This is a genomic window from Levilinea saccharolytica, assembly GCF_001306035.1.
Lineage (GTDB): Bacteria > Chloroflexota > Anaerolineae > Anaerolineales > Anaerolineaceae > Levilinea > Levilinea saccharolytica.
The window spans coordinates 37759-55232 of the sequence record NZ_LGCM01000045.1; the positions used below are offsets into that span (position 1 = coordinate 37759).

Below are 17474 nucleotides of genomic sequence, written 5' to 3' on the forward strand. Positions count from 1 at the left end.
GCTTTGAACCTGATCGGCTTGAGTGTGGGGTTGTTTCTGGTGGGGCTGAGCCTGGGGCTGGCGGCTGGGCGGCGGCTGCCGCTGGGTGTGCTGGCAGGCTCGGCCTATCTGCTGGGCGCGGCCGCCTGGGCCGCGGTGACGGCAGTGATCCTGGTGCTAGGCATCCCCTACACCCTGATCTCAGCCGGGTTGGGGACGGCGGCGGTGGGGTTGGCGGCGCTGCTCTGGGCGCGGCGGCGCGGCGAGCTGAACCTGAGCCGCGCGCAAGGGCTGGTCCTGGCCGGGAGCGGGCTGCTCTTCACCCTGTTGGCCGCTCTGGGCACACGCTTCAACTTCTCGCAGGCCACCGGCGACAGTGTAGTCAAAATTCTGACCGGCCGTGCCCTGGTGCTCGACGGCCTTTCCGCGTCGGTGCAGGCCAATTTGCAGGGCAACAGCCTGCTGCCCGTGTCGCTGCAAGCCGCGGCCTATTGGGTGGGGGCGGAATATCACGTTCTGCACCAGCCGCTGACGGCCCTGTCGCTGTGCACCCTGTTTTTGACCCTGGGCGTGCGCAGCCTGCGCGCGCTGGGCGCACAGGCGGGCACGGCCCGCACGGCGGCCGGGTTGACCCTGGGGGGCTTTGCCGCCAGTTACCTGTTTCTCTTCCACAGCGGGCACATTCACGACAATCTGACGGCCGCCGCATTCCTGTTCACCGGCATGGTCAGCCTGTGGTGGGCGCAGCGCGAACCCGAGGCGGGTTGGCTGGGGCTGGCCGCGGCGGCCTTCACCGGCCTGAGCCTGACGCGCATTGACGGAGCCCTCTACGGGCTACTTTCGCTGGCGGTCTTCCTCAGCCTGGGCGCGGTGCCCCCCGCACGGCTGCTGCGGGTATGCGCGCCGTTTTTAGCGCTGGCGGGCCTGTGGATGGGGCGCATCCTGTTTTTTGGCCCCAGCGGCACGAACTACCTCAATGCTGGGAACGCGGCCTTCATCCTGGCTGCGCTGGCGGGCTTTGCCCTGCTGCTGGCAGCGGCGCAGCGCTGGCCCAGCCTGGCGCGCGTCTGGCTGCCGCGCCTGCATTGGGTGGAACTGGCCGCGGTGGGGCTGGCCTTTGCTGTCTTCACCCTGGCCGCGCCGCAGACCATGCTCCAGAGTTTGCGGGTGACGGCCGATAACCTACTCTTCAAAGGCTGGTGGTGGGGGCCGCTGTGGCTGGTGGTGTTGGGCCTGGGTCTGCTGGCCCTGACCCAGCCCGCGCTGCCCGCCGAGCGCATCTTCAGCCTGGGGATCGGCGTGTTTTTCCTGTTCCTGATGACGGAGAGCGGGCTGCGCGACCCCTACCGCTACGGCATCGGCGATTCGGCCAACCGCGCCGTTCTGCACATCCTGCCGGTGGTGATGTTCTACCTGCTGCTGAAATTTTCCCCGGGACGCGCCCCCGACCCGTCCGCCGAAGCTCGTCTGCGTTCCGGCGGACGCTACGCAGCCGCCCTGCTGATGGCAGGCGGGCTTTTCGCCGGGGTCAGCCTGCTGTGGGCCTTCCAGCCCCAGGATTACGCCCGGAGCGCCCAGGTGGCGGAGGGGGCAGCGGCATTTACGGAAGAGACGGGGATCGAATGGGCGCTGCGCGGCTTCGCGGATGAGCGCTTTGCCCAGGCGGGCAACAGCGGGCCGCTGACCCTGACCCTCGATTTAGGGCATGTGCGGCGGGCCAGCGTGTTGGAAGTGAAATCCGGTTATCAGGGCGAGGGGCGGGGCATCGCGGCGGTGTTCAGCGATTACCGCTGGGAGACTTCGGCCGACGGGCGAGCCTGGCAGGTGGTTTATGATTCACGCGCCGGGGATGCGGGCCGCCGGCGCACCGTGTCGGAGACGGTCTACCAGTACCCGCTGGCCCAGCAGGGGGAATTTCGTTATGTGCGTCTGCGCTACCGCGGCGGGCCCGATCAGCGCCTGATGCTGTGGCGGCTGAGCGTGTACTCGCATTCACCCGACGGCTTTTTCCGGCCTTAGCGCGGCTGCGCCCAGATCACCCGCTGCACACGGAAAAGGAAGGGCTTTTCGGCGCTGTCGGGGGTCTCCAGCAACGACCCGCACACGCCCAGCCAGGCGGCCTGTTCCGGCGCGGGCGGCGGTTCGTCCAGCACCACCCACACCCGTTTCAGCGTGCGCCGGTCCACATCCAGCCATACCCAGGCCGGAGCCTTCAGGCTTTCAAAATGCAGCGCGGCTTCGCTGTTGGGCAGGTTGTGCACCTGACGGCGGAACAGCTCCGTGTGGAAGCTGGGCAGCACGTCCGGGCGCAAGTCGCTTTTGGGGATGAGCTGAATGAATGTCCCCGGCTGGTAACGCACCACCGCCGACTCCTGCGGGGCGGGGCAGGTCAATTCCGGCAGGGGAGCAGGCGCATGCCCCATCAGCAGGCTGAGCGGCCCCGCCAGCACCACCAGCCCCGCCAGGGCCAGCACCGCGCCGGGCAGTCGGTTCATGGGCGGGGTTTCGCCCAGGGCGCGGCTTTCCCAGGCCTCCAGGCGCAGCCAGCGCAGCAGCTCGGCGGTTCCCAGGGCGGGCAGCCAGGCAAACACGGCGATGGTGGCGGCGTAGGGGCGCATTTTGTGCGCATCTTCCGGGGGCACAAAGGGCACCGAGAGCAGCACCCCCACCCACACCGCCAGCACCAACCAGGGGATGGGCTGCGGCGGGCGGCGCAGAGCGCGCACCAGGGCCAACCCCCACAGCACATACAGTCCCAGCCAGGCGGCCGTCTGCAGGCGCGGGTTCTCGCCGCCCACATAGGAATACACCCCAAACCAGGGATCGGTAAAGAATAATTGCCATTGGCGCAGCGCGCCGCGCGCAAAATTCAACGGTTGGCGGCGAATTTCATCCAGGGCCAGGGCGTACACCGTCTGCGAACGCTGCGGCTCCGGCAGGTTGGCCACCTCTGGGTGATCGCGGAAGACCTGCGTCCAGCCCTTGCCCCCCACCGACACGCCGTAGAGCGAAAACGAAAAGTTGGAAAAAGCCGCCGAGGTGGGCGAGGCCACCACCCGCAGCACGGCGAAATTGAGGGCAAAGCCCAAAGCCACCGCCAGCCCGCCCCACAGCACGGGTCTCCAGGCAAAGCGGCGCACCCCGCGGAAAGCCCAGCCCAGCCACAGCAGCAGCAAGGGCAGCACAAAGAAGGTTCCAGCGCGGGCGTTGAGGGCCAGGGTCAGGGTCAGCAAACCCGCCGCGGCGTGCCAGAGGCGTTGGTGGGCCGCGCCGCGCCACAAAAGGGCCAGCCCCAGCACCCCCAGCGAAAAGCCCACCGATTCGGTCAGGGCGATGCCGGTGAAGCGCCGGGCAAACAAGAACAGCACCGCCCAGGAGGCCGCCGCAGCGGCCGGGCCGTGGGTGCGCTGAATTTCGCGTGTGAAGGCATGGGCGCTGAGGGCCATCAGCAAGGTCAGCGCCGCCAGGGCCGCTTGCAGATGCCCGCCGGTGACGGTCAGCAGCAGGGCCAGCGTCCCCGCGAAGAGCGGACGGCGCGCCGAAAAACTGGTGACGGGGCTGCCTTGCAGCAGGCGCAGCGCGTCCTGATAATACGAAGCGGCGTCGTTCCAGGGCAGCAGCCCGCTGACCACGGCGGTTTCGCTGAGACCGTTGGCCCACAGCCCCACCAGCGCCAGGGCGTACGCCGCCAGGGTGACGGACAGGCTGAGGGCGTTTCGCCAGCGCCCCGGCAGGCGCAGGGCACCGTAGAGCAGGGCAGCGCTGAGCAGCAAAGGCACGCTGAAATCGGTGCGCGCTGCCCCTCCGGCGGTTTTCAGCCAGGGCAGGGGCGCCGCCAGCAAAGCGGCGAAGAGCAGCAGCGGGGCAAGGCTTTCCAGGGGCCAACGGGCGAGTCGCGTTTTCATCGGCTCCAATTGTACCGTGTTTTCCGGTCGGCGAGAATCAAACGACCCGCCGGGGGTGGGCGGGCCGTTGTGAGTCAACGCAGAGTCCTCAGCGCAGCAGCATCAGCGCGGCCGAGGCGTAATCCAGCAGAGGGCCGGGGAACAGGCTCAGCGCCACCACCAGGAAAGCCGACACCAGGGCGGTGAGCTGAATCCAGGGGTCCTGGGTGAGGGTGGGTTCGCCGGGTTTCATGAACATGTACACCACCACGCGCAGGTAGTAGTAAGCCGAGATCAGCGAGGTCAGCAGGCCCACCAGGGCCAGGCCGGTGAAACCGCCTTCCACCGCGGTGCTGAACAGGTAAAATTTGCCCCAGAAGCCCAAAGTGAGGGGCATGCCGGTGAAGGACAGCATGAAGACCGTCATGGCCGCGCCCAGCCAGGGGTATTTGCGCCCCAGCCCGGCGTAATCGGCGATCTCCAGGTCTTTGTTTTCCTCTTTTTCCAGAGCAATCACCACCGCCCAGGCCCCCAAGGTGGCCAGCGAATAGGTCACCAGGAAGAAGAGCATGGCGGCGATGGTGTCTTTGAGCACGGCTCCCTGCCCGTAAGGCACAAAGGCCATCAGCATGTAGCCAGATTGGGCGATGCTGGCATAGGCCAACATACGTTTGATGTTGGATTGGGCGATGGCCAGGATATTGCCGCCAAACATGGTCAGGGCGGCCAACGCCCACAAGATGGGGGTCATATCTGCTGAGATGCTTTGGAAGGCCACCACAAACACGCGCAGCAGCGCGGCGAAACCAGCGGCCTTGGCCCCCACGGTCATGAAGGCCGTCACGGAGGAGGGCGAACCCTGGTACACGTCCGGCGCCCACATGTGGAAGGGCATCACCGCGGATTTGAAGCCAAAGCCCACCAGCAGCATGGCCGCACCCACCAAGAAGAAGACCGGGTTGGCCGTTCCGCCCTGCACCGCCGCCACCACCCCCGGCAGATCGGTGCGGGCGGTGGCGCCGAAGATGAGGGCCACGCCGTAGAGCACAAAGGTGGAGGAGAAGGCCCCCATGAGGAAGTACTTGAGGGCGGCTTCTTCAGACAAAAGCTGCAAGCGCGCAAAGCCAGCCATAACGTACAGGGGCAGCGAGAGCAGCTCCAGGGCCAGGAAGACGATGACCAGATCGTTGGCGTAGGTCATCAGCATCATGCCCGCCACGGTGAAGAGCAGCAGGGAGTAATACTCGCCGCGTTCGATGTGCGTGCGCTTGAGGTAGTCATAAGCCAGGGCAATGCCCGCCAGGCCGCTGCCCAGGAAGATTACATCCAGGAAGACGGCAAAGCCGTCCACAGAGACCATGCCGTTAAAGGCTTCCAGGCTGTGCTGCCCGCGCGCCAGGGTCAGGCCCAGGGTCACGGCCAACCCGCCCGCCGCCAAGATAGCGGTGAGGCCCTTGCGGTTGGCGGGGATCCACAGATCCACCAGCAGCAGCAGCACACCCCAGGCCGCTAAAAAGGCCAGAGGAAGGATCGTGATCAGATCGTTCAGTGTCATCGCGTCACTCTCCGTTAATGCAGCGCCAGGGCCGCAGATTGAACCGCCGCGAGGATCTGGGCGACGCCGGGTTCGATCAGCCCAAAGAAGGGCTTAGGATACAGGCCAATCCAGAAAATCACCACCAGCAGCGGCAGGATCACCGCCAGTTCGCGCGGGCTGAGATCGGGCAGGCTGCGGTTTTCCGCGTGGGTGATGGGGCCGAGGAAGACCTTTTCCATCATGTGCAGCAGGTAGACCGCTGCCAGGATGACGCCTAGGGTGGACAGACCCGCAAACCAGGGGCTGCCCAACGCCGCCGAGCCAAAGGCCCCCGTCAGAATGGTGAACTCGCCCACGAAGCCGTTCAGACCCGGCAGGCCCATCGAGGACAGGCTGACGATGAGGGCCAGGGCCGCCAGAACGGGGACGCTCTTCCACAGGCCGCCAAAGGACTCCATCAGGCGGGTGTGGCGGCGCTCGTAGAGGAAGCCCACCATCAGGAACAGCGCGCCGGTGCTCAGACCGTGGTTCACCATCTGCAAAATGGCCCCGCTCAGGCCTTCAGCGTTCAGGGCGAAGATGCCCAGCATGACGAAGCCCAGATGGCTGACCGAGGAATAGGCCACCAGCTTTTTGACATCCTTTTGGGTGTACGCCACCGCCGCGCCGTAGAGGATGCCGATCACAGCCAGCCCCGCCATCCAGGGAGCCAACTGCAGGCTGGCCTGGGGGAAGAGCAGCAAATTGAAGCGCAGGAAACCGTATGCGCCCATCTTCAGCAGCACGCCCGCCAAAATGACCGAACCGGCGGTGGGCGCTTCCACATGCGCATCGGGCAGCCAGGTATGCAGCGGCCACATGGGCACTTTGATGGCGAAGGCCAGGGCAAAGGCCGCAAACAGCGGGATCTGCGCGGCGGCGAAGCTGTCGCGAGCGGCCAGCAGGGCCGGCAGATCAAAGGTCTTGGCGTTCCACCCCAGGTACAGGATGGCCAGCAGCATGATCACCGATCCGGCCATGGTGAACAGGAAGAACTTGACGGCGGCGTAGATGCGCCGTTCGCCGCCCCACAGGCCGATGAGGAAGTACATGGGGATGAGGGTGAATTCCCAGAAGATGTAGAACAGCACCAGATCCAGCGCCAGGAACACGCCCAGCATGCCCACTTCCAGCAGCAGGAAGAAGATCATGAAGCCTTTGACCCGTTCTTCCACCGCTTTCCAGGTGGAAAGCACAGCCAGCGGGGTCAGGAAGGTGGTCAGCAGCACCATGAGGATGTTGAGGCCGTCCACGGCCATGTGGAAGTGGATGGGCAGACCGGCGATGCGGAACCACAGGCGGTGAATGCCCACGTCCTGGCGGCCGTATGCGGCCAGCACCCACAGCGACAGCCCAAAGGTCACCAGGCTGGTGATCAGAGCGGTCCAGCGGATGGCCGATTTTTGCTCCGATTTGAAGAACAAAATGACGGCAGCCCCCACCAGCGGGAAAAAGGTCATCAAAAGGATTGGATTCAAAACCATAGTCATCGGTTCGCTCTCCCGCGGCCTAGTTGAACGCCAGGAAGGCCAGCATGAGCACCACGCCAAAGAGAACCACCAGAACGTAGGTGCGCACATAACCAGTTTGAATGCGGCGCAGGCTGCCCGCCGCCCAATGGGTCAACTGCCCCAAACCGTTGGCAATGCCGTCAATGCCGGTGCTGTCCACCGGACCCGAAAGCCAGCTCGCCAGGGCGTGGTAGGGGCGCACAATAACGGCTTGATAGAGTTCATCCACCCACCATTTGTTTTGCAGGGCGCGGAACAGGCCGCCCAGCGGCGCCGCCAGGGGATCGGGGTCGCTGGCGCGCATCTGCCGTTTGCCGTACAGCCACCAGGCCAGGGCGATAGCCGTCAGCGCCAGCAGCACCGAGCCAACCGCCACGGTCAGGTTAAATTCCACCACCAGGCTGTGCTGGAGGGAATGTTCCAGCCAGTGTTCCAGGGTGTAAATCTTAGGCAGGTTGAGCGCGCCGCCCAAGGCCGAGAGCAGCGCCAGCAGGATAAGCGGCACGGTGATGAGGGCCGGGCTTTCGACGGCATGTTCGGCAGCGGTGCTGCGCGGGCGGCCAAAAAACACCAGGAACACCTGACGGCCCATGTAAAAGGCAGTCAGGAAGGCGGCCGCGATCAGCAGGGCAAAGATCGCCGGAGAGGTGTGCAGGGCAGCAGCCAGAATTTCATCCTTGGAGAAGAAGCCCGAGAGCGGGGCAATCCCCGCCAGGGCCAGCGCGCCGATCAGATACACCCAGAAGGTGGTCTTCATGCGCCCCTGCAGCCCGCCCATGTTGCGCATGTCCTGCGGGTCGAAATGGTCTTCCTCGTGCCCATTGTGCCCGTTGTGGGAGTGGGCATGGCCGTGTTCCAGGCCGAGGATGACGGAACCCGCCGAGAGGAAGAGCAGCGCCTTGAAGAAGGCGTGGGTGATGAGGTGGAACATGCCCGCCACATAGGCCGTCATGCCCACCGCGGCCACCATGAAGCCCAGTTGGCTGATGGTGGAATAGGCCAGCACCTTCTTGATGTCATTTTGCGCCACGGCGATGGTGGCGGCGAAGAGGGCTGTCAGCGCACCCACCCACATCACCGCCTGCTGCGCCGCCGGCACTTCCAGATACAGCGGACTGGAACGAGCCACCAGATACACACCCGCGGTGACCATGGTGGCGGCATGGATGAGGGCCGAGACGGGGGTGGGGCCGGCCATCGCATCGGGCAGCCACACAAACAGGGGCAGCTGCGCCGATTTGCCCGCCACGCCCAGCAGCATGAAGAGGGTCACGGCCAGCACCACGCCGGGGGCCGCCTGCGCCAGGGCCGGGGCCTGGGCGAAGATTTCGTCAAAGCTGAGCGATTTGAAGTTCCAGAAGAGCAGGAACATGGCCAGCAGCAGGCCGAAATCGCCCACGCGGTTGACCACAAAGGCCTTTTTAGCCGCCTTGGCGTTGGCGGTGCCGTCCGCGCCTTTTTCAAACCAGAAGCCAATCAACAGATAAGAGCATAAGCCCACGCCTTCCCAGCCCACAAACAGCATCAGGTAGCTGTCGGCGCTGACCAGGATCATCATGGCGAGGATAAAGAGGTTGAAATAGACGAAGAAGCGGCGGTAACGGCTGGGGTCGCCGTTGTGGCGCACATCGCTGTGCATGTAAGCCGTGGCGTAGATGTGGATGAGGGAGCCGACGCCCGCCACCACCAGCATCATCGTCACCGACAGGGTGTCCACGCGGAAATCCCACCCCAGGTTCAGCCCGCCCACCTGAATCCAATCCAGCAGGTGGAATTTTCCCACCCCCGGCTCGCCCGCCAGGGTGACAGCCAGCACCACCGCCACCCCAAAGGCCGCCAGGGCAGCCAGGCTGGCCACCGCACCGACAAATTTTTCACCGAGACGCTGGCCCAGCACCAGGTTGATCACCAAACCGATCAACGGCAGGAAGACCACCCAGGGCACCAGACTTACGGCAGGGTTTTGAAGGGTTTCACTCAGAAGCATGTTCCTCTCCCGTGTCCAAGACACCCGCCGCAGCGGGTGCAGTTGGATCAGCCTTTCAGGCTGCTCATCTGGTCCACATCAATGCTGTGCTTGGTGCGGAAAATAGCCACCATCAGCGCCAGCCCCACCGCCACCTCCGCCGCGGCCACGGTCATCACGAAGAAGACTGAAATCTGGCCGATGATGGTGCCGTAATAGGCGGCAAAGGTGACAAACAGCAGGTTCGCGGCGTTAAACATCAATTCCAAGGACATGAAGACGATCAGGGCGTTGCGGCGCACCAGCACGCCCACAATGCCGATGACGAACATGACAGCCGACAAAGCCAGGTAGTAACCCAACGGCATGGTTTTAGCCCTCCTTCTCGCTCACAGCGGTGATCAGGTCTTTGCTGGCGGGCTTATCGCCGCGGGTCAGCAGGATGGCGCCGACGGTGGCCACCAGCAGGATGAAGCCGGTGACTTCAAAAGGCAGGGCGTATTGGGTGAAGAGGGCCATGCCCACGGCTTCGGGCGCGCCCGCGGTAGCCGCAGCGGGGGGCACGGGGGTAGTCATGTACCCGGCTTTCCACACCCCGAACAGGCCCAATTCCACCAGGAAAACCACGCCCAGGATGACGGCCAGCAGGCGCTGACCTTGCAGCTTTTCTTTGGCGGCCAGGCGTTCTGCGCCCAAGAGCATGATCACGAACAGGAACAGCACCATGATGGAACCGGCATACACCGAGATCTGCACCACAGCGATGAACGGTGCGCCCAAAATCAGATACAGCAGGGCCACGGTGGTGAAATTGCTCACCAGGAAGAGGGCCGAGTAGATGGCGTTGCGGCTGATGACCATCCCCACCGCGGTGATCACCACCACCAGGCCGATAAAACCAAAGAGGATTTCGCCAGGCAGCATGGGATTCCTTCCTTTTAGTCGCTGGGGTCTTGCATGGCCGGCACCGAACGGGTGAACACACCCGGCGGGGTCTCTTGGGGGGTCAGTTGGCCGCCTTCCGCCACCGGCTCCAGAAGCAGATCTTTGGTGTAAATGGAGGCGGCGCGGTCCACAAAAGACAGCTCGTAGTTATCCCCCAGCACAATGGCTTCGGTGGGGCAGGCGTCTTCGCAAAAGCCGCAGAAGATGCAGCGCAGCATATTGATTTCATAGGTGCTGGCGTAGCGCTCACCCGGGGAATAGCGCGCCGCATCCGTGTTTTCGGCGGCTTCCACAAAAATGGCGTCCGCGGGGCAGGCGGCAGCGCACAGGGCGCAGCCGATGCATTTTTCCAGCCCGTTGTCATAGCGCTTCAGCGTGTGGCGTCCCTTAAAGCGCACGCGCACGGGGCGCTTCTCTTCAGGGTATGAGATCGTCACCGGCTTGCTGAAAAAGGCTTTCAGCGTGGTCCACAGTCCTTCGATCATCGCTTAACCTCCTACCAATACAATCACAACGGCTGTGATCACAATGTTGACCAGGGCGACCGGGAAGAGCACCTTCCAGCCGTAGAACATCAGCCGGTCGTAGCGGATGCGCGGCAGGGTGGCGCGCAGCCAGATGATGACAAACAGCCACACCAATACCTTGGCCAACAGGTTGATCGGCCCGGCAAAGCCCCCCAACCATTCGGGCGGCAGCGGCCAGGCATAGCCCCCCAGGAAGAGGGTGGAGCCGATCATGGCCACGGCGATCATCTTGATGTATTCAGCCATGAAGAACAGGGCGAACTTCATGCCGGAATATTCGGTGTGATACCCGGCGGTCAGCTCCTGCTCGGCTTCGGGCATATCAAAGGGGGCGCGGTTGATCTCCGCCAGGGAGGACATGAAGTAAATCAGAAAGGCCACCGGCTGGAGGACGATGAAGGGCAGGGTGCGCTGACTTTCCACCACGTCCACCATGCTCATCGAGCCGGCCATCATCACCGGCGCCAGCATGGCCAGACCCAGGGCCAATTCGTAGCTGATCATCTGCGCTGTGGCGCGCAGACCGCCCATCGTGGCGTATTTGTTGTTGGAAGACCACCCCGCCAGGGCGATGCCGTACACGGAGATGGAGGTGACGGCCACGATGTAGAGCACGCCGATGTTAAGGTCCACCAGATACAGGGGCACAGGCCGCCCAAAGAGCATCACCTGCGGCCCCCAGGGGACCACGGCGGTGATGATCAGCGCGGGGATGACGGTGAGCACCGGCGCAAGGACGAAGACAAATTTGTCGGCGTAGGCCGGGATCAATTCCTCTTTGAAGATCAGCTTAACCCCGTCTGCCACCGGCTGCAGCAGGCCAAACGGCCCGGCGCGGTTGGGGCCGATGCGCACCTGCATGCGCGCCAGCACGCGCCGTTCCAGCAGGGTGACGTAGGCGAAGCCCGCGGTCATGAAGAGGATGATGAAAAGGGACTTGATGACCCATTCCCAGATTAATGCAGCATCCATGCGCACCTCACTCCTTGTTAGCCTGCCCGCTGGGGACAGGCGCCGGTACACGCACGACCACCCACGGCACATTGGGGGTGGGGAAACCCGCGCTGCGCGGCAGGCCAGCCGCATTCAGCGGCAGGTTTTCATCCGCCGCCGCGGGCAGCCGCAGGATCTCATCCCCGGCGGTTATTTCCACTTCCTCGCCGGGCTGAACGCCCAACTGCACCAGCAGGCTGGGGTGCAGCCAGACGGCGCGGGCCGCCAGGCGCTGACCGATCAGCGGGGAATGCCGCACCAGGCTGCCGTGGTCGTACAGGCGGCTGAAGCGCACCAGGCGCAAAGCCCCGGCAGGGACCGGCGCGGGCGCGTAAGCCTTGGGCGCGGGCAGGCTCACCATCTCCGGCAGGGGCAGAGACACGCCCAACCCCTGGGTATTCTCATACGACGTGCCGCCGTAATACAGGTCTTTGCGCCCGATGATGGGCCACTGCTCCTGGGTTTCGGCCAGGCGCTGGTAGCTGATCGCGGCGTAGGCGGGGATCTGAGCGGCGATGCGCTGCATCACCAGGGCGGCGGCGCGGCCTTCCACATCCGTCAGCAGACCCGTGCCCAACTGGGCGGCGATGACGAAATCGGGGCGGGCATTGGCGCGCGGCGGGGTGACGGGGTAAAAGCGCTGCACGCGCCGTTCGCCGGAGGTGTAGGTGCCTTCGCGCTCGGTATAAGCCGCGGCGGGCAGCACCACATCAGCCCGGCGCGCGCTTTCCGTCAGGAACAGCTCCTGCACCACCACAAACCCGGCCTGCTCCAGGGCAGCCGCCAGCGCGGGGTCGTCGCCCGCCGGGTCGGCCCCAGCCAAAAGCACCCCGCCCGCGCCCGCCAGGCTGTGCGCCAGTTCGGCGGGGGCCTGCGGGTGGAAGCCCATGTCCCAGGCGCCCTGGGTGTTGCCGTGCGGCCAAACCCCCACCAGCCCGTTGTTGGGGCGGGCGGTGTGGCCGGTGTGCACCAGCAAATCGGCGGCGGCGCGGGCCAAAGCCTCGGATTCGGCCAGTTCAACCCCGTCGCTGCCGAAGAAAATGACCACATTTTCGGCGCTGCGCAGGGCTTCGGCGGCCTCGCGGAAATCCCCTTCCAGCCCAGCCGGTTCCAGCAGGCTGGCCAGGGCCTGGGCTTGCTGGCCGTAATCGGCGCGCAGGCGCAGGCTGGCAAATGCCTCCAGCCGGGTCGGGCGGGCGCCCAGGGTGATCAGCCGCGCTCCGCGCTGGGCGGCCTGCTTGATGCGCAGCCACCACAGGGGGGCCTCTTCGTGCAGATCGCTGGCGGCCACCAGCACCACCGAACCCGCGCCCAGATCGGCCAGGTTGCTGCCGGGGGCCAGGCCCACTTGAGCGGTCAGGTCGCCGCCGGCCATATCGCTGTACAGCACGGCGCGGCCTTTGCGTGCGGCGGCCAGGGCGTGCAGGTTGAACAGGTCTTCGTTGCTCAGCCGCCCGCCCGCCAGCACCACCAGCTTTTCACCGGCGCTGCGCAGACCCTGGGCAGCGGCCTCCAGGGCTTCGTCCCACGAGGCGGGGGTCAGCTCGCCGTTCCTGCGCACCAGGGGCGTGGAAAGGCGTTCGGGGCTTTCGGTGTAGTGATACACAAAGCGGGCCTTGTCGCAGATCCAAATCTCGTTGACGGCCTCGTTTTGGCGCGGCAGGGCGCGCTTGATGACGGACTTGCCGTCCGAACGGGCCTCGCGGCGTACGTTGTAGGTCAGGTTGCAGCCCACCGGGCAGTGGTTGCACAGCGAGGCGGCGGATTTCAGTTCCCAGGGGCGGGCGCCAAAGCGGAAATCGGCGGTGGTCAGCGCGCCCACCGGGCAGATGTCGGTGGTGTTGCCGGAGAAGATCGAATCAAAGCCCGGCTCAGAATGGGTCATGATCTCCAGCGAGCGCCCGCGCTGGCTGAAGCCCAACACAGGGTCGGCGGCGATGTCGCTTTGGAAGCGCACGCAGCGCGCGCATTGGATGCAGCGTTCGCGGTCGAGGAAGATCAGCTCGCCCAGGGGCACATGCTTCTGCTGGCGCATTTTCTCGTCAAAGAGGAAGCGGCTTTCGCCGGGGCCGTGGGCCAGGGTCAGGTTTTGCAGCGGACATTCGCCGCCCTTGTCGCAGATGGGGCAGTCCAGGGGGTGCGAGGTGAGCAGAAATTCCAACACCTCTTTGCGGGCCGCGGTCACCTTTTGGTTTTCGGTGAGAACCACCATGCCCTCCGAAACGGGGGTGGTGCAGGCCGTCTCCAGCTTGGGGGCAAACTGGATGCGGGGCTTGCCGTCCGGCTCCAGCACGGGCTGTCCGCTGGCGCGGTCCATCACCGGGCGGCCGATTTCCACCAGGCACATGCGGCACATGCCCACCGGTTCCATCTTAGGATGGTAGCAGAACACGGGGATGTCGTTGCCAATCTTCTTGGCCGCATCCACCACCAGCGTTCCGGCGGGGACGGTTACGGTCTGATCATCTATGCTGAGCGTTACCATTTTCGCCATTAATTCTCAACTCCTTCGCGCTCCGGTCAGCGCCGGTGGGCGCGCGGTGGGCTTTATTTGTGCAGAAAATCCTCGCGGAATTTCTCGATGCCAGAAACGACCGCCATGGTGGAAAATTCACCCAGGGCGCACAGGCATTTGCCTTGCATCTGACGGGCAACCGCCGCCAGCAGATCCACATCCTTTTCGCTGCCCTGCCCCGCGGCGATGCGGGTGGCCAGGCGGTTCATCCAGAAGGTTCCTTCGCGGCAGGGGGTGCATTTTCCGCAGGATTCGTGCTTGAAGAAATGCACCGTCTTCTGCACCAGGTCGGCCATGTTCACGGTGTCATCCAGGATGATGACCGAGGCCGAACCCAGGGGGGCGTTAAGATTGTTCTGCGTGGATTCGTAATCCATGGGCGTGTCCAGGGCGGCGTCATCCGCGGCCACGATGGTGGACGAAGCCCCGGCGGACATGAAGGCCTTCACCTGGCCGCCGTTGGGGATGCCGCCGCCGTGCTGGAAGATCAGCTCACGGAAGGGCGTGCCCAGGGGCAGCTCATAGTTGCCCGGCTTGTTCACGCAGCCCGACAGCGAGAAGATCTTGACCCCGGGGCTTTTCTCGGTGCCGAAGGAGCGGTACCAATCCGGGCCGTGTTCCACAATCAGGGGCACATTCGCCAGGGTTTCCACGTTGTTGACCACGGTGGGGCTGTTGTACAGGCCGTGGGTGGCGGGGAAGGGCGGGCGCAGCCGCGGCTGACCCAGCTTGCCTTCCAGCGATTCCAGCAGGGCGGTTTCTTCACCGCAGATATAGGCTCCGGCCCCCAGGTGGGTGGCCAGGCGCAGGTGGTAGGCCGTGCCGAAGAGGTTTTCGCCCAGCAGCCCGGCCTTTTCCAGCTCGGCGATACAGCCGTCCAGCTTTTGGGCCAGCGCCCAGAATTCGCCGCGCAGGTACACGTAAGATTGGTTGGCCTGCACCGCGTAAGAAGCCAGCATCAGCCCTTCCAGGAACTGGTAAGGGTTGGATTCCAGCAGCTCGCGGTCTTTAAACGTGCCCGGTTCGGATTCGTCCGCGTTGGCCACCACGTAATGCGGCCAGCGGTCGTTGGGCAGAAAAGCCCATTTCATGCCGGTGGGGAAGCCCGCACCGCCGCGCCCGCGCAGGCCCGAATTTTTGACCGCCGCCAGCACATCCGCGGGGGTCATGCTGGTGACGGCTTTGCGGAAAGCCTCAAAACCGCCGTGGGCGCGGTACACGTCCAATTGGTGCAGGTTGGGTATTTCTCGGTGGCGCAGGAGGAGATATTGACCCATGCCTAGGCCTCCTTTCCAGCCCGCGCGCGCAGCTCTTCCACCAGGGCGCGCACGGTTTCGAGGGTTTGGTCTTCGTGGTAGGTGATTTGCCCATCCCCTTGCAGCTGGAACATGGGCGCGCGGTGGCAGGCCGCCAGGCACTTGACCTCTTCCAGGCTGAACATGCCGTCAGCGGTAGTCTGGCCGACCTCAATGCCCAGGTAGGCCTTCAGTTCCTGCAAAAAACGGTCTGCGCCGCGCAGCACACAGGGCAAATCGGTGCACACCTGAATGCGGTAACGCCCGCCCGGCTCTTCGTGGAAGAGGGTGTAAAAACCAGCCACCGAAGCCACCTCGGTGGCAGAAACCTCCGCAATTTCGGCGATTTCCGCGATGGCCTGCGGGGTGATGTAGTTCTTCTCGGCCTGCGCCAGGAAGAGGAGCGGCATAACCGCCGAGCGTTTACGCTCAGCCGGGTAGCGCGCCAGGATGCGCTGGACTTCTTGGGGGTATTTGCTCAGCAGCTCGTTCACCGGTCAGCATCTCCCAGAACAATATCAATGGAACCAATGATCGCCACCACGTCCGCCACAAAATGACCGCGGCTGAGCAGCGGCATAATTTGCAGGTTGGGGAAGGTGGGGGTGCGGAAGTGCACCCGGTAGGGCTTGGGGCCGCCGTCGCTTTCTAAGAACACGCCCAGCTCGCCGCGGGGCGATTCAATGGTGGCGTACACCGACCCCTGCGGGGCCGAAAAGCCTTCCGTCCACAACTTGAAGTGGTGGATGAGGGCTTCCATGCTGACGCCGATCTCAGAGCGCGGTGGGGGCACGTATTTGCGGTTGTTGGAGCGCACCGGCCCGTAGGGCAGGCGGTCCATGCCCTGCTGAATGATACGCAGGGACTGGCGCATCTCGGCCATGCGCACCAGGTAGCGCGCGCGCACATCCCCGGCGGTCTCGGTGGGGATGTCGAAATCGTAGGTCTCATAGCCGCTGTAGGGGCGGGCTTTGCGCAGGTCATAGGCCATGCCGGCGGCGCGCAGCACCGGGCCGGTAGCGGCATAGCGCAGGCAGTCCTCTTTCGAGATGATCCCAATCTGGCTGGTGCGTTCCAGGAAGAGGGGGTTATTGTTCAGCAGGCGCTCGTATTCGTCCAACCGGGCGGGCATGAGGGCCAGAAAATCGCGCACAGCGGCCTCAAATTCCACCGGCACATCCCGCCACAAACCGCCCGGCCGCACGTAGGTGGTCATCATGCGCTGGCCCGCGCACATCTCAAAGATGTCCAGAATCAGCTCGCGCTCGCGCATGGCGTACAGGAAGAGGGACATGGCCCCCAGATCCAGAGCCGAAGTGCCCACCCACACCAGGTGCGAGTTGATGCGGGTCAGCTCGGCCAGGATCACACGGATCACCTGGGCGCGCTCCGGCACGTCCAGATCCAGCAGCTTCTCCACCGCCAGGCTGTACACCAGGTTGTTGCCGATGGGGTTGAGGTAATCCAACCGGTCTGTCATCACCTCAGCCTGCTGGTAATTCTTGGATTCCATGTTCTTTTCCACACCGGTGTGCAGGAATCCAATGTCGGGAATACAGCTGACCACCGTTTCGCCGTCCAGCTCCAACAGCAAACGCAGCACACCGTGGGTGCTGGGGTGCTGCGGGCCCATGTTGAGCAGCATGGTCTCGCCGCTGCGGGCGCGGTCGGATACCAGATGGCGGAGTTCATCCACACTGACTTCGCGGATTTCGGTCATGAACGCTCCTCCAGCCTATTCTTTGGGGTGCGGCTTGCGCAGGCTGATGTCGTCAAAATTAAAGGTAAACTGGACTTCTTCATAGCCCAGGGGGTAATCTTTGCGCAGGGGGTGGCCCACCCAGTCGTAGGGCATGATGATGCGGCGCAGATCGGAATGCCCCTCAAATTGGATCCCGAACATGTCCCACACCTCGCGCTCATACCAGTTGGCGCCGGGGTACACGCCCTCCAGCGTGGGCACTTTCGGTTCTGCCGCCGAAAGGGGCACACGCACGCGCAGCAGGCCGTGGTGGCTGACGGAGTTGAACTGGTAAATGACGTGGAAGCGCGGTTCTTCTTGGGGCCAATAATCCACCGCGGTCACATCCACCAGCATCTCAAATTGGAAGCGGTCGCGCAGGGCCTGGGCAGCAGCCGCGATCTGTTCGCGGGCGAGGATCAGGGTGTGCTCGCCGCGAAAGGTTTGCAGACTGGCGCCGAACTCGGCCTGAATCGCATCAACAGCAGCTTGGAGATTTTCGTTCATCGGCATCATCCATCTTCGATCGGGAGAAGGGTGCA

General features: G+C 64.4%; 14 protein-coding genes. 1 reads left to right on the forward strand and 13 read right to left on the reverse strand.

Annotation, left to right across the window (positions count from 1 at the left end; translation table 11 throughout):
• The first annotated feature begins 3 nt into the window (after positions 1-3).
• Positions 4-1998 (forward strand): discoidin domain-containing protein, encoded by a 1995-nt coding sequence (locus ADN01_RS13050; protein ID WP_062417368.1) that lies wholly within the window; start codon positions 4-6, stop codon positions 1996-1998.
• Here ADN01_RS13050 and ADN01_RS13055 read toward each other — a convergent pair.
• The 13 genes from ADN01_RS13055 to ADN01_RS13115 all read right to left on the reverse strand — a co-directional run bounded on the left by ADN01_RS13055 (position 1995) and on the right by ADN01_RS13115 (position 17439).
• Positions 1995-3884 (reverse strand): hypothetical protein, encoded by a 1890-nt coding sequence (locus ADN01_RS13055; RefSeq protein WP_062417367.1) that lies wholly within the window; start codon positions 3882-3884, stop codon positions 1995-1997. The two genes, ADN01_RS13050 and ADN01_RS13055, sit on opposite strands and share 4 nt — an antisense overlap.
• Before the next feature lie 88 nt (positions 3885-3972).
• Complete coding sequence (locus ADN01_RS13060) at positions 3973-5418, reverse strand: NADH-quinone oxidoreductase subunit N (protein ID WP_062417366.1); 1446 nt, start codon at positions 5416-5418, stop codon at positions 3973-3975.
• Between the two features lie 14 nt (positions 5419-5432).
• Positions 5433-6923, reverse strand: a complete 1491-nt coding sequence (locus ADN01_RS13065) for a complex I subunit 4 family protein (protein WP_062417381.1) — start codon at positions 6921-6923, stop codon at positions 5433-5435.
• 25 nt (positions 6924-6948) lie between these two features.
• Positions 6949-8937, reverse strand: coding sequence for an NADH-quinone oxidoreductase subunit L (gene nuoL / locus ADN01_RS13070; protein WP_062417365.1), 1989 nt, complete (start codon positions 8935-8937; stop codon positions 6949-6951).
• A 47-nt stretch (positions 8938-8984) separates the two neighbouring features.
• Positions 8985-9284 carry an NADH-quinone oxidoreductase subunit NuoK gene (nuoK, locus tag ADN01_RS13075; RefSeq protein ID WP_062417364.1) on the reverse strand — a complete coding sequence of 100 codons (300 nt, stop codon included), beginning with the start codon at positions 9282-9284 and terminating at the stop codon, positions 8985-8987.
• Positions 9285-9288: 4 nt separating this feature from the next.
• Positions 9289-9840 carry an NADH-quinone oxidoreductase subunit J family protein gene (locus ADN01_RS13080; protein WP_062417363.1) on the reverse strand — a complete coding sequence of 184 codons (552 nt, stop codon included), beginning with the start codon at positions 9838-9840 and terminating at the stop codon, positions 9289-9291.
• Positions 9841-9854: 14 nt separating this feature from the next.
• On the reverse strand, positions 9855-10346 hold the full coding sequence (gene nuoI / locus ADN01_RS19920; protein WP_062417362.1) for an NADH-quinone oxidoreductase subunit NuoI: 492 nt from the start codon (positions 10344-10346) through the stop codon (positions 9855-9857).
• A 3-nt stretch (positions 10347-10349) separates the two neighbouring features.
• A complete protein-coding gene (gene nuoH / locus ADN01_RS13090) occupies positions 10350-11360 on the reverse strand; it encodes an NADH-quinone oxidoreductase subunit NuoH (protein ID WP_062417361.1) in 1011 nt (336 codons plus the stop codon).
• A 7-nt stretch (positions 11361-11367) separates the two neighbouring features.
• Positions 11368-13875: an NADH-quinone oxidoreductase subunit NuoG gene (gene nuoG / locus ADN01_RS13095; RefSeq protein ID WP_062417360.1), complete on the reverse strand. Its 2508-nt coding sequence runs from the start codon at positions 13873-13875 to the stop codon at positions 11368-11370.
• A 53-nt stretch (positions 13876-13928) separates the two neighbouring features.
• Positions 13929-15173, reverse strand: a complete 1245-nt coding sequence (gene nuoF, locus ADN01_RS13100; protein WP_075071194.1) for an NADH-quinone oxidoreductase subunit NuoF — start codon at positions 15171-15173, stop codon at positions 13929-13931.
• Between the two features lie 2 nt (positions 15174-15175).
• Complete coding sequence (locus ADN01_RS13105) at positions 15176-15685, reverse strand: NADH-quinone oxidoreductase subunit NuoE family protein (RefSeq protein ID WP_082142650.1); 510 nt, start codon at positions 15683-15685, stop codon at positions 15176-15178.
• On the reverse strand, positions 15682-16836 hold the full coding sequence (gene nuoD, locus ADN01_RS13110; protein WP_369425844.1) for an NADH dehydrogenase (quinone) subunit D: 1155 nt from the start codon (positions 16834-16836) through the stop codon (positions 15682-15684). Before nuoD ends, ADN01_RS13105 begins: the two co-directional genes overlap by 4 nt.
• Positions 16837-16926: 90 nt before the next feature.
• Entirely contained in the window at positions 16927-17439 is a 513-nt protein-coding gene (locus ADN01_RS13115) for an NADH-quinone oxidoreductase subunit C (protein WP_062417358.1), read from the reverse strand.
• Positions 17440-17474: the final 35 nt, after the last annotated feature.